The 19,615-nt window shown below is 38.4% G+C and carries 24 protein-coding genes; 21 read left to right on the forward strand and 3 right to left on the reverse strand.

Annotation, left to right across the window (positions count from 1 at the left end; all coding sequences use genetic code 11):
- The first annotated feature begins 26 nt into the window (after positions 1 to 26).
- On the forward strand, positions 27 to 1,208 hold the full coding sequence (locus tag KTB61_RS05615; RefSeq protein ID WP_075759975.1) for an iron-containing alcohol dehydrogenase: 1,182 nt from the start codon (positions 27 to 29) through the stop codon (positions 1,206 to 1,208).
- A gap of 130 nt (positions 1,209 to 1,338) precedes the next feature.
- Here KTB61_RS05615 and KTB61_RS05620 read toward each other — a convergent pair whose 3' ends face one another.
- On the reverse strand, positions 1,339 to 2,040 hold the full coding sequence (locus KTB61_RS05620) for an adaptor protein MecA (RefSeq protein ID WP_230973634.1): 702 nt from the start codon (positions 2,038 to 2,040) through the stop codon (positions 1,339 to 1,341).
- 219 nt (positions 2,041 to 2,259) lie between these two features.
- Here KTB61_RS05620 and KTB61_RS05625 point away from each other — a divergent pair, with 219 nt between their 5' ends.
- Positions 2,260 to 2,454, forward strand: a complete 195-nt coding sequence (locus tag KTB61_RS05625) for a hypothetical protein (RefSeq protein WP_075759977.1) — start codon at positions 2,260 to 2,262, stop codon at positions 2,452 to 2,454.
- A 47-nt stretch (positions 2,455 to 2,501) separates the two neighbouring features.
- Here the strand turns inward: KTB61_RS05625 and KTB61_RS05630 are convergent, their stop codons facing one another.
- Positions 2,502 to 3,191, reverse strand: coding sequence for an N-acetylmuramoyl-L-alanine amidase (locus tag KTB61_RS05630; RefSeq protein WP_216697007.1), 690 nt, complete (start codon positions 3,189 to 3,191; stop codon positions 2,502 to 2,504).
- A gap of 180 nt (positions 3,192 to 3,371) precedes the next feature.
- On the opposite strand from KTB61_RS05630, the gene KTB61_RS05635 reads away from it, so the two are divergent.
- The 10 genes from KTB61_RS05635 to atpC all read left to right on the forward strand — a co-directional run bounded on the left by KTB61_RS05635 (position 3,372) and on the right by atpC (position 11,782).
- The gene (locus KTB61_RS05635) at positions 3,372 to 4,421 is read left to right on the forward strand and encodes an L-threonylcarbamoyladenylate synthase (RefSeq protein WP_216697008.1); all 1,050 of its coding nucleotides are present in this window, start codon (positions 3,372 to 3,374) and stop codon (positions 4,419 to 4,421) included.
- A gap of 14 nt (positions 4,422 to 4,435) precedes the next feature.
- Entirely contained in the window at positions 4,436 to 5,317 is an 882-nt protein-coding gene (rpiB, locus tag KTB61_RS05640) for a ribose 5-phosphate isomerase B (protein WP_230973635.1), read from the forward strand.
- Positions 5,318 to 5,638: 321 nt separating this feature from the next.
- On the forward strand, positions 5,639 to 6,322 hold the full coding sequence (locus KTB61_RS05645; RefSeq protein WP_216697009.1) for a F0F1 ATP synthase subunit A: 684 nt from the start codon (positions 5,639 to 5,641) through the stop codon (positions 6,320 to 6,322).
- Between the two features lie 19 nt (positions 6,323 to 6,341).
- Entirely contained in the window at positions 6,342 to 6,560 is a 219-nt protein-coding gene (gene atpE, locus KTB61_RS05650; RefSeq protein WP_075759981.1) for an ATP synthase F0 subunit C, read from the forward strand.
- An 18-nt stretch (positions 6,561 to 6,578) separates the two neighbouring features.
- A complete protein-coding gene (gene atpF, locus KTB61_RS05655) occupies positions 6,579 to 7,061 on the forward strand; it encodes a F0F1 ATP synthase subunit B (RefSeq protein ID WP_075759982.1) in 483 nt (160 codons plus the stop codon).
- A gap of 2 nt (positions 7,062 to 7,063) precedes the next feature.
- Complete coding sequence (atpH, locus tag KTB61_RS05660) at positions 7,064 to 7,567, forward strand: ATP synthase F1 subunit delta (RefSeq protein WP_230973636.1); 504 nt, start codon at positions 7,064 to 7,066, stop codon at positions 7,565 to 7,567.
- A gap of 7 nt (positions 7,568 to 7,574) precedes the next feature.
- Complete coding sequence (gene atpA / locus KTB61_RS05665; protein WP_216697010.1) at positions 7,575 to 9,074, forward strand: F0F1 ATP synthase subunit alpha; 1,500 nt, start codon at positions 7,575 to 7,577, stop codon at positions 9,072 to 9,074.
- A 10-nt stretch (positions 9,075 to 9,084) separates the two neighbouring features.
- Complete coding sequence (gene atpG, locus KTB61_RS05670) at positions 9,085 to 9,957, forward strand: ATP synthase F1 subunit gamma (protein WP_075759985.1); 873 nt, start codon at positions 9,085 to 9,087, stop codon at positions 9,955 to 9,957.
- A gap of 22 nt (positions 9,958 to 9,979) precedes the next feature.
- Positions 9,980 to 11,368, forward strand: a complete 1,389-nt coding sequence (gene atpD / locus KTB61_RS05675; protein ID WP_075759986.1) for a F0F1 ATP synthase subunit beta — start codon at positions 9,980 to 9,982, stop codon at positions 11,366 to 11,368.
- The gene (gene atpC, locus KTB61_RS05680; RefSeq protein WP_075759987.1) at positions 11,369 to 11,782 is read left to right on the forward strand and encodes an ATP synthase F1 subunit epsilon; all 414 of its coding nucleotides are present in this window, start codon (positions 11,369 to 11,371) and stop codon (positions 11,780 to 11,782) included.
- Between the two features lie 86 nt (positions 11,783 to 11,868).
- Here the strand turns inward: atpC and KTB61_RS05685 are convergent, their stop codons facing one another.
- Positions 11,869 to 12,933: an acyltransferase gene (locus KTB61_RS05685; protein ID WP_075759988.1), complete on the reverse strand. Its 1,065-nt coding sequence runs from the start codon at positions 12,931 to 12,933 to the stop codon at positions 11,869 to 11,871.
- 89 nt (positions 12,934 to 13,022) lie between these two features.
- On the opposite strand from KTB61_RS05685, the gene KTB61_RS05690 reads away from it, so the two are divergent.
- The 9 genes from KTB61_RS05690 to atpA (KTB61_RS05730) all read left to right on the forward strand — a co-directional run bounded on the left by KTB61_RS05690 (position 13,023) and on the right by atpA (KTB61_RS05730) (position 19,604).
- Entirely contained in the window at positions 13,023 to 13,325 is a 303-nt protein-coding gene (locus KTB61_RS05690) for a FeoA family protein (RefSeq protein WP_083638407.1), read from the forward strand.
- Between the two features lie 13 nt (positions 13,326 to 13,338).
- Positions 13,339 to 15,150, forward strand: coding sequence for a ferrous iron transporter B (gene feoB / locus KTB61_RS05695; protein WP_216697011.1), 1,812 nt, complete (start codon positions 13,339 to 13,341; stop codon positions 15,148 to 15,150).
- 164 nt (positions 15,151 to 15,314) lie between these two features.
- Positions 15,315 to 15,548, forward strand: coding sequence for an AtpZ/AtpI family protein (locus tag KTB61_RS05700; protein WP_075759991.1), 234 nt, complete (start codon positions 15,315 to 15,317; stop codon positions 15,546 to 15,548).
- Entirely contained in the window at positions 15,538 to 15,942 is a 405-nt protein-coding gene (locus tag KTB61_RS05705; RefSeq protein WP_075759992.1) for a hypothetical protein, read from the forward strand. The genes KTB61_RS05700 and KTB61_RS05705 overlap by 11 nt, the downstream gene beginning before the upstream one ends.
- A gap of 18 nt (positions 15,943 to 15,960) precedes the next feature.
- On the forward strand, positions 15,961 to 16,689 hold the full coding sequence (gene atpB, locus KTB61_RS05710) for a F0F1 ATP synthase subunit A (RefSeq protein WP_075759993.1): 729 nt from the start codon (positions 15,961 to 15,963) through the stop codon (positions 16,687 to 16,689).
- Positions 16,690 to 16,731: 42 nt separating this feature from the next.
- Entirely contained in the window at positions 16,732 to 16,995 is a 264-nt protein-coding gene (atpE, locus tag KTB61_RS05715) for an ATP synthase F0 subunit C (protein WP_075759994.1), read from the forward strand.
- A 27-nt stretch (positions 16,996 to 17,022) separates the two neighbouring features.
- The gene (atpF, locus tag KTB61_RS05720) at positions 17,023 to 17,544 is read left to right on the forward strand and encodes a F0F1 ATP synthase subunit B (protein WP_075759995.1); all 522 of its coding nucleotides are present in this window, start codon (positions 17,023 to 17,025) and stop codon (positions 17,542 to 17,544) included.
- Complete coding sequence (atpH, locus tag KTB61_RS05725) at positions 17,529 to 18,074, forward strand: ATP synthase F1 subunit delta (protein WP_075759996.1); 546 nt, start codon at positions 17,529 to 17,531, stop codon at positions 18,072 to 18,074. Before atpF (KTB61_RS05720) ends, atpH (KTB61_RS05725) begins: the two co-directional genes overlap by 16 nt.
- Positions 18,075 to 18,095: 21 nt before the next feature.
- Positions 18,096 to 19,604, forward strand: coding sequence for a F0F1 ATP synthase subunit alpha (gene atpA / locus KTB61_RS05730; RefSeq protein WP_075759997.1), 1,509 nt, complete (start codon positions 18,096 to 18,098; stop codon positions 19,602 to 19,604).
- Positions 19,605 to 19,615 lie beyond the last annotated feature (11 nt).

Below are 19,615 nucleotides of genomic sequence, written 5' to 3' on the forward strand. Positions count from 1 at the left end.
GGAATTTATAATTAAAGGAGGACGGTATGTTAAATTTCCAGTATTATACACCAACCAAAGTTATTTTTGGCAAAGATAGTGAAAAGGAAGTTGGTGCTCTTATAAAAGAGCAGGGATGTAAAAAAGTTTTGGTTCATTACGGCGGACAGAGTGCAAAAAAATCGGGACTTCTGGATCGTATTTTTAAAGCGTTGGAAGTTGAAGGAGTGGATTATGTAAGTCTTGGCGGTGTTGTGCCAAATCCAAGATTATCTAAGGTTTACGAAGGAATTGAACTTTGTAAGGAAGAAGATGTTGATTTTATTCTTGCTGTAGGAGGCGGAAGTGTTATTGATTCTGCGAAAGCCATCGGCTATGGTATGGCAAACCAATTCTGTGATGTATGGGATTTGTATACAGGAAAAGAGCAACCGACAGGATGTATGCCGATTGGAGCGGTTCTTACAATTGCAGCAGCAGGAAGTGAGATGAGCAATTCTTCTGTAATTACAAATGAAGACGGATGGTATAAAAAGGCATTGGATATTGATTATGGAAGATGTAAATTTGCAGTAATGAATCCAGAACTGACATATACATTGCCGGAATATCAGACAGAAAGCGGATGTACGGATATTATGATGCATACTATGGAACGCTATTTTGTTGTAGAAGATACAATGGATCTCACAGACAGTTTTGCGGAAGATGTGATGAAAAATGTAATGGTTAATGCAAAAATTCTTTTGGATGATCCGAAAAATTATGATGCACGGGCAGAAATTATGTGGGCAGGTTCTGTATCACATAATGGTCTTACAGGTTGCGGAACCAATGGCGGTGACTGGGCAACTCATTTGATCGAACATGAATTAGGAGGAATGTTTGATGTGGCACATGGGGCAGGACTTGCAGCAGTCTGGGGAAGCTGGGCAAGATATGTAATGGATGAAAAACCGGAACGTTTTGCAAAGTTTGCTAAAAATGTGATGGGAGTAGAAGATCAGGGCGATGTTAAGAAAACAGCATTGGCAGGAATTGAAGCTGTTGAGGATTTTTACCACTCCATTAATATGCCTGTTAATATGAAAGAACTTGGTATTGAGCCAACAGATGAACAGATAGAAGAAATGGCAATGAAAGCAACCAATGAAAATACCGTGGAATTGGGTGCATTTAAAAAATTAAAAGCAGAGGATCTTGTAAAGATTTATACGGCTGCAAAATAAGTCTCTTATGATTGAGGGAGACAGGAGATTGACAGGGAACTTGTCCCTTTAATTTTATTGACTATATAAAAACATGGTACTCCGAATGTATCTGACCAAGCAGAGCCTCGGGGACCATGTTTTTAAATCTCTAATATTCAGCCATCTCTTCTATGGCCTGTTTTTGGATAATGGTTTGTAGATGTTCATTAAATAAAGCTTTGGTTGCATAAGTGTTTGGCAAACGTTTGCAGTATTCAGAAAGTATAGAATGAATTTCATCCATACGATGGTTTTCAGCTGTTTCCGATAAAATGTTTAATGTCAGATAATAACAATGGTTCATTGGATTTTTATATAAACTGCTCTGAGTATCATAATCTTTGATTAGTTTTACTGCGGCTGATATGTCTTCCAGTGAATGGAAACAGTATATACTCGTATTAGAATCCGTTAGTGCATCTTTCATGGATTTTTCAAAATCCTTCATTGGATGTTCAACTGCATCTCCAAGTATGTCTAACAATTCACTGTCATCTGCAAAATGAATATGATCTGGGGAAACATTTTTAGCCAGTTTTTTATAGTGGTCCTGGAAGTCCTCCGGATTATCAACTCTGGTAATTACAAGAATCAGACATTCTTTTGAAACGGGGATGGCTTCTACCATTAATGGAATATCATTTGTTTCAAAACCAAGCTCTGCAGAGGCTTTTTGCATTAATTCACGAAAAAGTCCTTTTGCTTTATCAGACCCAAAAGCCAGCTCGTTTAATAGTGTTTCCTTTCCTGCAAGATCTTCTTTATTTAAAGTACATCGTATTTGATTATCGCTGATACGTTCTATTTTCATAATCATCACTCCTTACTTTGTTGTTATTATAGTATTACTTTTGACAGGTGTAAAGTGTTTCTATTGAATTTACAAATTTCCCCAATTTTTATGTTGAAAAAATTTACAATTAAGTATATAATAGGAATATGTCGCGACAGAACCTTACATTTTGGTACAGTAAAGGATATGACTACCACGAAATACTGCTTCATATGTAAGCAGCAGAAGGAGGTACATATGGCGAATCATGACGAATTATCTAAATATTTATCTGAAGGACTGGCAATCCGTTTGGATGGCATTGCAATAAGTGATGTGAACCTGGAACATGTGAATCTAATATTAAAGGAAGATGATTCATACATGAAAGAGTTTATTGATAACGGGGAAGGGGAGATTTGTGCTGTCAATTTTCAAAAAATAAGAGAATGATTACAAGGAGTTCATTGCCGGGAGTAATTCCCGGCATTTTTTTATTACTATTCTGATGAAGAGGAAAGATACTCTTTTAATCCCTGATATATACATTGTGCAGCTTTTTTCTGATAAGAGCTGGTCATAAGTTTTTGCTTTTCTTCTTCATTCGATAGGAAGCCACATTCCACAATCACTGTAGGATATGGATTATTTTTTAGAAGATAGTAATCCGTGTTGGATTTTGCCTTGCGGTGATTTGATGGATCTAATCCCTTAACTAATTCAGACTGTATGGAATCAGCCAGATGCTTGCTTTTTGAAGAACCCAGATAGTAGAAAACCTGTGCACCATGAACTTCTTCACTGGGATAACTATTCTGATGAATACTGATGACAGCAATGGGATCCTGATCGAATATCTGTTGTTTTCGATTTTTCAGGTCTGATAATTTTACATTTGTTGAAGATGACGCCAGATTATAATCACCGTTTCTTGTTAAAAATACTTTGAAGTTTGCTTTCTCCAGAATTTTTTTCAGTTTTAGGGAGAGAGAAAGATTAATATCTTTCTCCAGAATATTACCAGAACCTACTTTTCCAGGATCAGAGCCGCCATGACCGGGATCTATATATATAATATTCCGATTATGGATTGTTTGATTTACAAAAATGGGAAAAGTAAATGAAGAAACAGAAAGTAGAAATAGAATAAAGAAACTTCCTAAAAATATCATTTTTGAATTTTGTTTCATACGAGCAGCCCTTGCTTTTTTTATATTATAAGAAAATTTATGAAACAATATTCTCATATTATAGGAAAATATAAGTTTAAAGGATTTGTCTTTTCCGTTAAGCGGAAAAAGGATGAAGAATACGGACTTTTTTTTTGTACGGATTAATGATATAATTGTTAAGTATGTTTAGGAGATATTATGAAGACAAAATTAGTAAAAATTCAGCAAATTGAAGAATCAGATGATGGACTCAATGAAGCTGCAGGGCTGATAAGGAAGGGCGAGGTCGTTGCATTTCCAACAGAAACAGTTTATGGACTGGGTGGGAATGGCTTTATGGAAGATGCGGTCCATAAGATTTATGAAGCCAAAGGACGGCCTTCAGATAATCCATTAATCTTACATGTGTGTGACATAGATATGGTGGAAAGACTGGTTAAGAAGATGCCGCCAACCGCCAGAAAGGCCATGGAAGTTTTCTGGCCAGGTCCGTTAACTGTGATTCTTCCAAAGACAGAGATAGTCCCTGGATGTGTTACAGGAGGCTTGGAATCTGTAGCAGTGAGGATGCCATCACATCAGGTGGCATTGGAACTGATTCGAAGATCAGGAGTGCCAATTGCCGCCCCTAGTGCCAATACATCAGGAAGACCAAGTCCTACAAAGGCAGAACATGTTATGGAGGATCTTAAGGGAAAGATTCCTATGATATTGGATGGAGGAGCTGTTTTGGTTGGGGTGGAGTCAACAATTGTTGATTTTACAGAGGATATTCCTGTTATTTTAAGACCAGGTCGTATTACAAAGGAAGATTTAGAAAAAGTAATTGGATGTAAGGTGCAGATGAATACATCTTTTCGTGGAGAAGATAATGGGATACCTAAAGCACCAGGGATGAAATATAGACATTATGCACCAAAGGCACAGATGACATTGATTCTGGGAGAAAGGCAGGCGGTAGTTGATGAAATCAACCGTTTGACTGAGAAAGACAGAAAACAGGGAATAAGAACAGGAGTTATCGGCACAGATGAAACAGTGGATTTATATTGTGCAGATGAAGTTGTCTCTGTGGGACAACGTAAGAACATGGAAACAGTAACAGCAAATCTGTATGATGTTATACGTGGATTCGATCATAAAGATGTGGATGTGATCTATTCAGAGGGTTTCGAAGGGGAACCTTTGGAGGAGGCGGTCATGAACCGTCTTGTGAAAGCAGCAGGTCATAGGATCATTCGAGTTTGAAAAAGGAGAATGTTTTGAAGAAGATTATCATAGTGAGTACAAATAATACCTGCCGCAGTTTTATTGCAGAGTCTGTATTGCGTCAGTATCTGAAAGAGGCTCATCAAAAAGATGTTGAGGTGGTTTCCAGAGGGCTGGTTGTGCTTTTTCCGGAACCGGTACATGTAAAGGCAGCAGATATGGTCCGGGAAACCGGAATTGAGATTGTAGACTTTCAGTCTTCCCAGCTTTTGCAGGAAGAAGTTGAAGAAAGTGATTTGATCCTCACGATGACAGAAGAACAAAAAGAAAAGATCATAAGTGATTATCATGGATACAAAGAAGTTGCTACTATTAATGAATATGCCAGAGTTGAGGGAGCGGTCATTGATCCCTATGGTATGGAAGAAGAAGACTATGAGCGTTGTTTTATTCAGATTACGCGATTAATAAAAAAAATATGGGAAGAAAGATTAGGAGGAAACAAAATGATAGGTATTGGAAGTGATCATGGCGGATTTGCATTGAAACAGGCAGTAATCAAGCATTTAGAGGAAAAGGGTTATGCAGTAAAAGATTATGGCTGCTATTCTGAAGAATCCTGTGATTATCCTGTTTATGCAAAAGCAGTTGCAAAAGGAATCAAAGATGGTGAGATCAAACAGGGAATTCTGATTTGTGGAACAGGTATTGGAATTTCTATTACAGCAAACAAGATTCCTGGAATCCGTGCTGCTCTTTGTGGAGACACATTTAGTGCAAAAGCCACAAGGGAACATAACGATGCAAACATTCTTGCAATGGGTGCAAGAGTAACAGGAGAAGGACTTGCTCTTGAAATCGTAGATACTTTCCTGGAAACAAAATTCTCAAATGATGAAAGACATATTCGTCGTATCAATATGATTGAAGATTAATTAGAAAGTGAACCTTGGGAAACAGCCGGAATCGGCTGTTTTTTTATTACATAGGAAATTCCTTTGAATTTCCTATGTAATAAAAAACGCTCCGCGTGGATGTCCGCTTTGTTCTGTTATAGCGTGTTATAGCATTTTTCACAATAAAAAGAACTGCATTTTGTACAATATAAACAAAAATTTAACGGGAAAATAATTGACAAATAGAAATCAGGGGAATAAAATAGCAGACAAACAAAGGTGTTTACAATTTCTGTTAAGCAGAAACTGTAGGCACCTTTTGTTAAAAAAGAATACCAGACAGGAAAAGAAGGTGAGAAAATGGGTTCATTGGCAAATGAACTAATGAAGGCCCTGGAACTTCGGACAAGTTTTGTGATCCCTGTTGGGAAGGGAATTCCGGTGCCTGAGTCAACGGTAGTTACCTGGGGTATCATGGCAATTGTTGTATTGCTGTGTATCATTTTTGTAAGGAACCTGAAAATCGAACCAGAAGGACCGCAGCTTTATGTGGAAGCGCTTGTTGGATTCATTTATGGATTTATAGGTGATATTGTGGGAGAAAAAGCAAAACCATATATTCCTTTCCTGGGAACGGTGCTGATTTATCTGGGCTGTTCCAATGTATCAGGATTCTTTCGGGTAGCACCTCCTACAAAAGACCTGAATGTAACTGCAGGGCTTGCAGTAATCAGCTTGTTTCTGATTATTTATTCCGGCATACGCGAAAAAGGTGTCAAGGGATATCTGATGAGTTATGGACAGCCAATGGCAATGATGATTCCAATTAATTTGTTGGAGATCATCACCAGACCTTTATCATTATGTATGCGTCTTTTTGGAAATATTTTAGGTGGTTTTGTTCTGATGGAACTGATTACCATTGCAGCGCCGGCAATTGTGCCATTGCCGTTCAGCTGTTATTTTGATTTTTTTGATGGATTATTACAGGCATATGTTTTTGTTTTATTAACATCACTGTTTATTAGTGAATCACTTGAGTAAAAGAAAAGGAGATATGATTATGGGATTAGCAGCAATAGGAGCAGGAATTGCGGTATTAACAGGTTTAGGAGCAGGAATTGGAATTGGAATAGCAACAAACGGAGCTTTGGGAGCTATTGCCAGACAGCCGGAGGAAGCTGGAAACATTAACAAAACATTACTTCTTGGATGTGCACTGGCAGAATCAACAGCTATTTATGGACTGGTTATAGCTATTTTACTGATTGTATTAAAATAAAACCGGGAGGCAGAAGATATGTTTCTAAAATTAGACTGGGCCATAATCTGGCCAATTGTAAATATCTTTGTATTTTATCTTCTGCTTCGGAAATTTTTGTTTGGTCCGGTAAATGCGATTATGGAAAAAAGGAAAGAGATAATCACAAAAGATTTAACAGAGGCAGCAAACCAGAAGCAGGAAGCTGCAGAACTGAAAAAAGAGTATGAAGCATCTCTTACAGCAGCAAAGGATCAGGCAGGACAAATCGTTTCCGATGCAAGAGAACGTGCAAAGGCAGAATATCATGAGAAAATAAGTCAGGCAGATGAAGAGATTGCGCTGATGAAGGAAAATGCCCAGAAGGATATGGAAATTCAGAAGCAGAAAACACTGGCAGGATTGCAAAGTGAAATCGCAGGAATTGCACTGATGGCAGCAGCAAAAGTGGTAGAAAAGGAAACAACCAGTCAGGACAATGAAAAAATGTTAGATGATTTCTTAAAAGAGGCAGGTGTCTAGAAATGAAAATAGTATCTATGGCATATGGACAGGCATTATTTGATCTGGATATATCCACAGAAAGTATTCATGAATCAGAATGTATTTTAAATGAGAATCCTGAACTGATGAAGGCATTGGAAAATCCATTGATTTCCAAAAAGGAGAAAAATAAAGTAATTGAGAAGATTTTTCCAGGAGCTATGCAGAAGTTTTTAAAAACGATTTGTGCAAACAGAAATACGGAAAATCTGAAAGAAGCATTTGCATATTACCATATACTCAGATCGAAAAAAGAAAAAAAGATTCAGGCAGAGCTGATTTATGTGACAAAACCAGAAGAAATACAGAAAAAAAGAATAAAGAAATACCTGAAAAAGAAATATGATGCAGATAGTGTGGAGCTTATTTTAAAACAGGATCATTCGCTGATTGGAGGATTTGTCATAAAAGTTCAGGATTATGTGATTGATAACAGCCTAAAAGGGAAACTGGAAAAAATGAAACAGGATTTAACGTGGAGGTGAGAATCAGGTGAGCAGTATTAAACCAGAAACTGTTGTTTCTGTCTTAAAAGATCAGATTGAACATTATGATGAAAAGACAGAAGTGAAAGAAGAGGGAAGAGTTATACAGATTGCAGATGGAATTGCAACTGTTTATGGAATGGATCAGGTTATGTACGGAGAGCTGGTAATTTTTGAAACCGGTGTTCGTGGAATGGTCCTGAATATTGAAAGAAGCTGTATCGGATGTGTTCTCCTGGGTTCCGATTATGGATTGATGGAAGGTTCCAAGGTTACACGAACCGGAATTCAGGCAGAAATCCCGGTAGGTAATGCTATGATTGGACGTGTGGTGAATGCCATAGGAGAGCCGATTGATGGAAATGGGGAAATAGAGACAGATGAATACAGACCGATTGAACATGAAGCAGCAGGAGTTATAGATCGAAAATCTGTAGATCAGCCTTTACAGACAGGAATTCTAGCTATTGATTCCATGTTTCCGATTGGACGAGGACAAAGGGAACTGATCATCGGAGACCGTCAGACAGGAAAGACTTCTATTGCAGTAGATGCGATTTTAAATCAAAAAGGTCAGGATGTGATATGTATATATGTTGCAGTTGGACAGAAGGCATCAACGGTATCACAGATTGTAACAACCCTGAAAAAACACGGTGCCATGGATTATTCTATTGTTCTTGCATCCACAGCAAGTGACCCGGCATCTTTACAATACATTGCGCCTTATGCAGGAACTGCAATCGGAGAGCACTTTATGTATCAGGGAAAAGATGTACTGATTGTATATGATGATTTGTCCAAGCATGCAGTGGCTTACCGTACTATCTCATTGCTGCTGGAGAGATCTCCTGGACGAGAAGCTTATCCAGGTGACGTATTTTATCTCCATTCAAGGCTTCTGGAACGATCCTGCCGTCTGGATGAAGCACATGGAGGCGGCTCTATAACAGCGCTGCCAATTATTGAAACACAGGCAGGTGATGTATCTGCATATATTCCAACTAACGTGATTTCCATTACCGATGGGCAGATTTTCCTGGAAAGTGAACTGTTCTTTTCAGGTGTTCGACCGGCAGTTAATGTCGGATTATCAGTTTCACGTGTAGGAGGTGCAGCTCAGACAAAAATCATGAAAAAAGTTGCAGGAAATCTGAGAATTGATTTGGCACAGTATCGCGAACTGGAGGTTTTCACACAGTTTAGTTCAGATCTGGATGAGGGGACAAAAGAAGTCTTAAACCATGGAGCACATCTGATAGAATTGCTGAAACAGCCATTGTATCATCCAATGAGTCTTCATAAACAGATTATTCTGTTATATGCAGCATCTCATAAGATGCTTGACAATATTCCTTTAAGTGAGCTTAAGAAGACAACAGAAGAAATGGTATCTGTTTTTGAACAGAAATATCCGGAAATTATTCAGGAAATCGATGATGGAAAAATCCTGACGGAGGAACTTGCTGCATCCATTCAGCAGGGAATTGAGACTTTTTTTAAGTAGGTGATGTCTTATGGCAAATATGAGAGAAATTAAGACAAGAAAGAGCAGTATTGAAGATACAAGGAAAATTACCAATGCAATGTATCTGATTTCATCATCAAAACTTAAGAAAGCAAGAAAGCAGCTGGAGGCTACTGCGCCATATTTTGAAATGATACAGGCTACATTAATGGATATTATGACTCATTCGCCCAAACTGAAGCATCCGTTTCTGGAGAGTTCCAGAAAGTCTGGACAGAAAAAGGGTTTTTTGATTATGACAGCGGATCGTGGACTTGCAGGTGCCTACAATCATAACGTAATTAAAATGGCAGAAGAGCAGATGGGGAAAGTTGAAGACTGCAGATTGTTTGTTATGGGATATATGGGAAGAAATTATTTTGGAAAAAGAAATGAGGCTCAGACCGATGAAGATTTCTTTTATACGACCCAGGATCCGACCATTTACCGGGCAAGGAGAATAGCAGAAAAAATACTCAAAATGTATGTTGAAGGAGAACTGGATGAAGTTTATGTTATTTACACGAAGATGATAACATCAACAGTATCAGAGCCTCAAATGGTTAAAATACTGCCGTTAAATGGCGAAAATTATATTATGGCAGAGAAACAATCCGGGAGAACGACAGATTTTCAGCCTTCTGTTGAAGCTGTTATGGACCGGCTGGTGCCAAATTATATCAAGGGGCTGGTGTATGGGGCTATGGTTGAGTCCTTCTCCAGTGAACTGAATGCCAGAATGATGGCAATGGAAGGTGCAAGTAAAAGTGCCAGTGAGATGATTCAGAAATTAGATTTACAGTATAATAGGGTCCGCCAGGCAGCTATTACTCAGGAAATAACGGAAGTTGCCAGCGGGGCAAAAGCATTAAGAAAGAAATAAGAACGAAGGAAGGGATAATCAGATGGAAAAAGGAAAAATTGTTCAGGTTCTGGGTCCTGTTATAGATGTGGAATTTGAGACAGAACATCTTCCTTTGATAAAAGACGCATTAACCGTCAAAAATAAAGGGAAAAATGTTGTTATGGAAGTGGCACAGCATATGGGAAACCGGACGGTACGCTGCATTCTTCTTGCGGCAAGTGAAGGTCTGCATAAAGGAATGGAAGTAATGACAACAGGGGGACCAATTAAAGTACCTGTAGGGAAACAGACACTTGGCCGAATGTTTAATGTTCTTGGAGAAACCATAGATAATGGAGAACCTATTGAAACAGAAGAAAAGTGGACGATTCACAGGGAACCACCGAAATTTGAAGATCAGAGTCCTGTTGTAGAAATGTTTGAAACAGGAATTAAGGTTATTGATCTTCTGGCACCTTATGCAAAAGGTGGAAAGATTGGTTTATTTGGAGGTGCAGGTGTAGGAAAAACTGTATTGATTCAGGAATTGATTCACAACATTGCAACAGAACATGGAGGATACTCAATTTTTACTGGTGTAGGAGAGCGTTCCCGTGAGGGAAATGACCTTTGGGGCGAAATGACTGAATCCGGGGTTATTAAGAATACAGCGCTGGTGTTTGGACAGATGAATGAACCGCCTGGATCCCGTATGAGGGTTGCACAGACAGGACTGACCATGGCAGAATATTTCCGTGATCAGGAAAAACAGAATGTATTATTATTTATAGACAATATCTTCCGTTATGTACAGGCAGGATCTGAAGTTTCAGCGCTTCTCGGGCGAATGCCGTCAGCAGTAGGTTATCAGCCGACACTTGCCAATGAAGTTGGAGAACTTCAGGAGCGAATTACATCCACAAAAAACGGGTCCATTACATCTGTACAGGCTGTTTATGTACCTGCCGATGACCTGACAGACCCGGCTCCGGCCACAACATTTGCACATCTGGATGCGACAACTGTATTGTCCAGAGCAATATCTGAGCAGGGAATTTATCCGGCAGTTGATCCGCTGGAATCCAGCTCAAGAATTCTTGAGCCTGATATTGTAGGTGAAGAACATTATGAAACAGCCAGACGTGTGGAAGAGGCCTTGCAGAAATATAAAGAACTGCAGGATATCATTGCAATTCTGGGAATGGAAGAACTGGATGAAGAAGATAAACTTACCGTTTACAGGGCAAGAAAAATTCAGAAGTTTCTTTCACAACCATTCCATGTGGCAGAAAACTTTACGGGAATTCCTGGTGTCTATGTGCCAGTCAGTGAAACAATCCGTGGATTTAAAGCGATTCTTGATGGTGAGATGGATGAATATCCGGAAACAGCATTTTTGATGGCAGGAACAATTGATGATGTAAAGGAGAAAGCGAAAGGGGTGTCATAAATGGCAGAGACCTTTTATTTTGAAATTATTGCCAGTGACAAGAAATTTTACAGCGGGGCATGTGAACATGTCATATTTCCTGCAGTGGATGGTTCTTACGGTGTCCTTGCCAATCATGAAGATACAGTTACTGCAGTTGTTGCCGGGGAAATGAGATTTAAGGTAGATGGAGAATGGCATACGGCAATTGTAGGAGAAGGATTTGCAGATATCACACGGGATTTTGTGATTATTGTTGTTGATACGGTAGAACGACCAGAAGATATTGATATCATCCGGGCAAGAGAAGCAAAAGCTCGTGCAGAAGAACGGTTAAAGCAGAAGCAGAGCAGGATACAGTATTATCATACACAGGCCGCATTATCCAGAGCCATGGCGAGACTGAAAGTAACAGCAAAGTATACAAGAAAATAGGGAATGGGATATAATCTTATCCAGAAAAAAGAGAATGTTGAAAAAGTAGATTTATAATCTGCCAGGTCAACATTCTCTTTTTTACATCACATCCAAAAGCGAATTATTTTTATTTTTCTTAATAAATAAACGATGATTCCTGATACAAAGAAAACCAGGAAAGATAGAACCGGAATTTCCCAAAAAGGAGAATATCGGCCAATCATTTTCTGAGAAACAAGAAAATGAATGAAAATATTGTGTACCAGATAAATTCCAAAAGAAAGCTGTCCACCCAAAAGGATAGGTTTTCTGAATTTTTCCCAAAAAGGAGAGGAGCCTATCTGGGTAAGAAAAATAAAAACGGCAATTCCGGTAATAACAATTCCAGGTGCGAAATCATTGGTCCAGGTTTCTTCCCATCCGCCAAGAGTCAGGCTGGCCTTTCGGGCAAGAAAAACAGTAACTCCCATAGAAAAAACAGCAATCCCATAAAAAATATAACGCTGGATTTTTGACAATGGATAACGATAAATATACCAGCCTGCCAGAAGAAAGCCGCTATACTTAAGGAAACCGGTAAGTTTCAGTTTACGAAGAAACAGATTGGCATAGGAAAATGCACCAATACCCAAAGGTTCCACATAAGGAATAATGCAGTTGGTAACAAAAAGTATAGCAAGAAGATACAAGTATGTTTTCTGGTCCATTTCCTTTACCAGTATTCGTAAAAATGGGAGAACCAGATAGAGACCAATCATCATATAAAGGAACCAGTAAACAACGTTACCATCGTTTTTTAATAAAGTAATCAGCGCATGCTTAAGATCCTGTAAAGAAATAGAAAAAGTATCTCGATAAAAAACAGAGTAACAAATATCAAATAATGGCACCATGATGCAGATTGCCATCAGCATTCTTAGAATGTAAGATTTTAAAATCTTGCTGGCAGTGATTGTTTTTTCTGGATTTAGTAAAAAGATACCACTGATCATCAGAAATAGAATAACTGGCCAGGATGAAATCAGAATGTTGAAAAAATGACTAATCTGCCAACGACTGCTCCAGAAAACAGAGGCACGGATTTCCTGAGAAGAGATATGATTAAAGCAGATTAAGAGAATTGCAATGATTCGAATAAATTCAGGATATAACATTCGTTCTTTTTTCATATATAATCTCCTTAAGTAAATATTACAAATATTTTACCATAATATTACATAAATGGAAATAGGGGATTATTTACAAAAATTTATAAAAAATGGATAATAAAGTAACAATTATTTCCATAGAGAATATATTACTATTAGTGACTATTATAAAGGTTAAGAAAATAATGGAGAAAAGAATGGATGAGATGGAACCGGGAGAAAAAGGAGAAATTATAAAAATAGATGCAAAAGAAGATTTTTGTGACAGGATGGCTGCTGTGGGATTAGAAGAGAAGGTATCAGTAGTGTGTGTTGGAAAAAGTCCATGGGGAAATCCATCCGCTTATGGTGTTTGTGGGGCGGTAATTGCATTTCGGAATGAGGATGTTCATAATATTAAGGTAATTGTTTAGGAGTAAAAAGAGCATGAAACAGTCTGTTGTTGTGGCATTTGCAGGGAATCCAAATGTGGGAAAGAGCACTTTATTTAATAGTCTGACAGGTATGAGACAACACACGGGAAACTGGCCGGGAAAAACAGTGGAAAAGGCAGAAGCTGATATTGAAACAGACAGGTATTGTTATCATCTGATTGACTTACCTGGGACTTATTCTTTAAAAGCCCGCTCTTTGGAGGAGATAATCACACAAGATTATTTAAGTGAGCAGAATCCGGATATTACAATGGTAGTCTGTGATGCATCCTGTCTGCAGCGTAATTTAAAATTTTTACTGCAGGTTATGGAAATAAGTTCCCACGTAATTCTTTGCGTTAATCTGATGGATGAAGCAAAGAAAAGAGGAATTATCATTAATCTGGAGAAACTGTCTGAAATCTTAGGTATAGTCGTCATTGGAACCTGTGCTCATAAAAGGAATACCAGGAAAGAAATCATGAGTCTTTTGGATCAGGAAGTTGGACGGCAAAGGAAAAGAAATAATATAAAGGAAAAGGATATTGAAAGCATATGTCAGAAGGTTATAGAGAAACCAGAAGGATATGATCGAAAAGACAGGCAGATGGATAAGATTTTTACAAGTATCCAGACCGGATTTCTTTCTATGATATTATTATTTACATTAATTTTCTGGATTACCCTTACAGGTGCAAATTATATTTCGGATGGTCTGGCAGATGGAATGGATATACTTTATGGATGGATAGGAAAATTGTTGACTATTATAGAAATACCAGAGGTATTTTATGATTTTCTAATGAATGGAGTCTTAAAGGTCATGTTTTGGGTAATCTCGGTTATGCTGCCGCCAATGGCAGTTTTCTTTCCTCTGTTTTCAGTGCTGGAAGACAGCGGTTATTTGCCAAGAATGGCTTATAATCTGGATTGCCCGTTAAAAAAATGCGGAGGATGCGGAAAACAGGCTCTTACAATGAGTATGGGTCTTGGGTGTAATGCTGTGGGGGTGACAGGGTGTCGGATTATCGATTCTCCACGGGAACGTCTTATTGCTGTTTTAACCAATAGTTTCATACCATGCAATGGAAGGTTCCCTGCAATGATTACGGTTATTACAATATTCTTTTCTGGATTTTCTCAAAAAGAACAACTAGATCGTATTCCTTTTGTGGTAATTCTGGCGGGATTTATTATTTTGAGTATTTTACTGACTTTTTTTGTGTCAAAAATATTATCATTAACTATTTTAAAAGGAATTTCTTCTTTTTTTATGTTGGAGCTGCCACCATATAGAAAACCTCAGATGAAAAAAATTCTGGTTCGTTCAGTTTTTGACCGGACATTGTATATGCTTAGAAGAGCAGTTATAGTTTCAGTACCTGCCGGGGCAATTTTATGGATCATGATTAATGTAAAAACAGGAAATATTACATTGATGAAAGGATTTATTAAATTTCTGGAACCATTAGGACATTATATTGGATTAGATGGGACTATTTTAGCTGCTTTTTTGTTGGGTTTTCCTGCAAATGAGATTGTTATACCGATTATGATCATGGGATACCTTCAGAATGGAACTCTGGAGGAAATTTCTAATTTAAGACAGATTTACGGATTGCTTGTGCAAAATGGATGGAATTTAGGAACAGCAGTCTGTTTTCTGGTTTTTACAATCAGTCATTGGCCATGTGCAACTACATTATATACAATATGGAAGGAAGAGAAAAAAATACGATGGGTTATTTGGGCGGTAATTATACCTGCCATGACAGGAATGAGTATATGTCTTGTTATCCATACAATTATGCAGGTTGTTATATAAACCATGAAAATACAGGCTTTTTACAATATAATAGATACAAAAAAAATCAGATACACTCAAATAATTTGTGGGAAATATATGGAAAAGTAAAAATGTGGTGGTTATATTTTGGAAGAAATGATATAATGCACTCATGAAGATGCCATACATAAGGAGGTTTTGATATGAAAAAATATGGGCCTGTTATCCGTATGTTTTCATTAATCACCCAGCTTGGAATCACTATGCTGACATCCATTTTTTTATGTATGTTTATTGGGTTATGGATTGACCGGACGTTTTCCACCCATCTGTTTCTTCCGTTTTTGATTTTAGGAGTTCTTGGAGGAATCAGAGGAGTGTATTCGCTGGTCCGGCATGCGAATGATGACAGCGGGGAGGGTGAAAATGATAGATAAGTTAAGACAGCTGGATGAGACATTTTTGGATCTGGTCATTGGGATTTTTCTCTATGGTGTGGTATCTGGAATTTTGGGCATGATAATAACAAAGGGGAATCTGTGGTTCCTTCTTGGCATTTTGATCGGCATCCTGGCTGCAGTGGGGATGATCATTCACATGATGGTCAGTATTCAGAAAGCAGTAGAAATGGATTCTCATGATGCCAGTCGATATATGGTCAAATGTACCATGATTCGATATTTTGTCATGTTGTTGATCATGATACCTGGAATTAAGATGGATTTTATCTGCTTTATTGGAATTATCACAGGTATTTTAAGCAGTAAATTTTCAGCATTACTTCACAGGGTGATACATCAGCATCTTACCAGAAGAATTTTAAAAGAATAACAAAAAGGAGGTTATGCTATGGGACTTATGAAAGCCCCCATGATGCTTGCATCAGCTGGAAATGATGTAGATTTCATGGTTCATGGGCTGATACCGCTTAAGTTTCTTGGACATAGGGTGTGGATTACAACAACTCATGTGACTACATTGATTGTTATGGTATTTATCCTGATTCTTGCATTGATTGCAAGACGTGCAATCTTAAATGGAAAGGAAAAACCCGAGGGACTGCAGAATTTTGTGGAACTTCTTGTTGAAACACTGGACAAACTTGTTCAAGGAACAATGGGAAGGCATTGGAGGCCTTTTGTCAATTATATCGGAAGTATTATGGTGTTTATCTTAATATGTAATACATCCGGATTATTTGGACTTCGACCGCCAACAGCAGATTATGGCACGACTCTGGCCCTGGCATTGATTACATTTGTACTTATTCAGTACAGTGCTTTTAAGACCAGTAAGCTGAATGTGTTCATTGATTTATTTAAGCCAATTCCTATTTTGTTTCCGATCAATCTGATTGGAGAGTTTGCAACACCGTTATCTATGTCACTGCGTTTGTTTGGAAACATTATGGCAGGTACCATTATGATGGCATTATGGTATGGATTACTTCCGGTATTTGCAAAACTTGGAATCCCGGCATTTCTGCACATCTATTTTGATTTATTTTCAGGAGCAATACAAACATTTGTATTTGCTATGCTGACGATGACATTTATCGCACAAAAGCGTGATGCTTAAAGACATTGAAATTCATAAAGATATATCTAGGAGGAAAGAAATATGAATATTACAAGTGAGGCATTTGTATTAGGATGTTCAGCAATTGGGGCTGGACTTGCACTGATTGCTGGTATTGGACCTGGTATTGGTCAGGGATATGCAGCAGGACAAGGTGCATCAGCAGTAGGACGCAATCCTGGAGCAAAGGGTGATATTACATCAACTATGCTTTTAGGACAGGCTGTTGCAGAGACAACAGGTCTTTACGGATTGGTTATCGGCCTGATCTTATTATATGCAAACCCATTATTTGCAAAACTTTAAAAAGATAAGCCGAAGGGAGGCCAAGGCGTGGACGGAAGAATATTTGGATTAGATATTCAGCTTGGCTTTGATGTGATTTTGCAGGCAATCGCAGTATTTATCATGTTTGCATTGCTTTCCTATTTATTGTTTGAACCGGCCCGCAAGATGCTGGAAGAACGTAGGAAAAAGATTGCAGGGCAGTTAGATCAGGCAGCTGCGGATCAGGAAGATGCAGCAAGATTAAAAGCTGAGTATGATGAGAAATTAAAGAATGTTGAAAAAGAAGCAGACGAGATTCTGGCTCAGGCCAGAAAGAAGGCACTGAAAAGAGAAGAGGATATTGTAGCTGAGGCAAAAGAAGAAGCTGCAAGAATCATTGCCGGTGCCAATCGTGAAGTTGAGCTTCAGAAAGCCAAGGTCAAAGATCAGATGAAGCAGGAAATGATTCAGGTGGCAGTCTTAATGGCAGGTAAGATTATTGAAAGTCAGATAGATGCCAAGGAACAGGCTGCACTTGTTGATCAGACCTTACAGGAAATGGGTGATAAGACATGGCTTCAAGAGTAAGTAAGATCTATGGGGATGCATTTGTATCTCTGCAGGCTGAAGAAGGAAGTCTTGCACAGGCGATGGAAGAAGTTAAGGCGGTCAAAGAAATCTTTGACTCCAATGATGATTTGATTCGTTTTCTGCATCACCCACAGATTACCAAAGATGAAAAGATGAAGGTCGTGGAGAAAATTCTTAAAGGAAAAGTATCAGATGATATGACAGGTTTTCTCATGATTATCATAAAAAAGGGACGCTATCAGGAAATAGATGGAATTTTTGATTATGTGATCGAAAAGATAAAGAAGCTTGAGGGAATAGGAACTCTTAAAGTAACTTCAGCGTTTCCTTTATCGAAAGAACAAAAAGAAAAAATTGAAAAGAAAGTTCTTTCCATTACCAGTTATAAAAAGCTGGAGATTCATTATGAGACAGATGAGGCAATCATTGGAGGTCTTATCCTGAATATGGATGACCGGGTTGTGGATAACTCCATTCGTACAAAGCTTACGACAATGGGGAAACATTTGTCAAAAATACAACTTTAGAACAGGAGGAAGATAAGCCCCATGAATTTAAGACCAGAAGAGATCAGCTCTGTAATCAAGGAGCAGATTAAACAATATTCAACAAAGCTTGAAACCTCTGATATTGGAACGGTAATACAGGTAGCTGATGGAATTGCCAGAATCCATGGTCTGGAAAAAGCCATGCAGGGAGAACTTCTGGAATTTCCTGGCGAAGTTTATGGTATGGTACTGAATCTGGAAGAGGATAATGTTGGTGCTGTACTTTTGGGAAATCAGAAGAATATTAATGAAGGCGATACAGTTAAGACTACCGGACGTGTTGTAGAAGTACCAGTTGGAGATGCTATGACCGGACGTGTCGTTAATTCACTGGGTCAGCCAATTGATAATAAGGGACCTATTGAGACTGATAAATATCGTCCAATTGAGAGAGTTGCTTCTGGAGTTATCTCAAGAAAATCTGTAGATACTCCGATTCAGACAGGAATTAAGGCGATTGATGCCATGGTACCGATCGGACGCGGACAGCGTGAATTGATCATTGGTGACCGTCAGACAGGTAAGACAGCGATCGCTATTGATACTATTATTAACCAGAAGGGTCAGGGTGTTCACTGTATTTATGTAGCAATTGGACAGAAAGCATCTACAGTTGCTAATATCGTAAAAACTTTGGATGAGTTTGGTGCTATGGATTATACAACAATTGTAGCATCTACAGCCAGTGAACTGGCACCTCTTCAGTATATTGCGCCATATGCAGGATGTGCTATTGGTGAAGAATGGATGGAAAAGGGAGAAGATGTACTGATCGTGTATGATGATTTGAGTAAACATGCAACTGCATATCGTACACTTTCGCTACTTCTGAGACGACCACCTGGACGTGAAGCTTATCCTGGTGACGTTTTCTATCTTCATTCAAGATTACTGGAAAGAGCAGCCCGCTTATCAGATGAACTGGGTGGAGGATCATTAACTGCACTGCCAATTATTGAAACTCAGGCAGGGGATGTATCTGCATATATTCCAACCAATGTAATTTCTATTACAGATGGTCAGATTTATCTGGAAACCGAAATGTTTAATGCAGGTTTCCGTCCGGCAATCAATGCAGGACTTTCTGTATCCCGAGTTGGTGGATCTGCACAGATTAAGGCAATGAAAAGTATTGCCGGTCCAATTCGTACAGATCTTGCCCAGTACCGTGAACTTGCAGCATTTGCCCAGTTTGGTTCTGAACTGGATGCAGATACAAAAGAGCGTCTGGCACAGGGTGAAAGAATCCGTGAAGTATTAAAACAGCCACAATATCAGCCGCTTGCTGTTGAAAAACAGGTTGTGATCATTTATGCGGCAGTTAACAAGTATCTGCTGGATCTGGAAGTGAATAAAGTACTGGATTTTGAAAAAGAGCTGTTTGAACTGATTGACACAAAATATCCGGAAATTTTCAAGTCAATTGCAGAAGAGAAAGTAATAAATAAAGAAACAGAAGAAAAGCTTATTCAGGCAATAAATGAGTGCAAAGACTCTTTTAGAAAGTAAGGTGAATCGTC

Source organism: Anaerostipes faecalis, from assembly GCF_018982945.1.
Lineage (GTDB): Bacteria > Bacillota > Clostridia > Lachnospirales > Lachnospiraceae > Anaerostipes > Anaerostipes faecalis.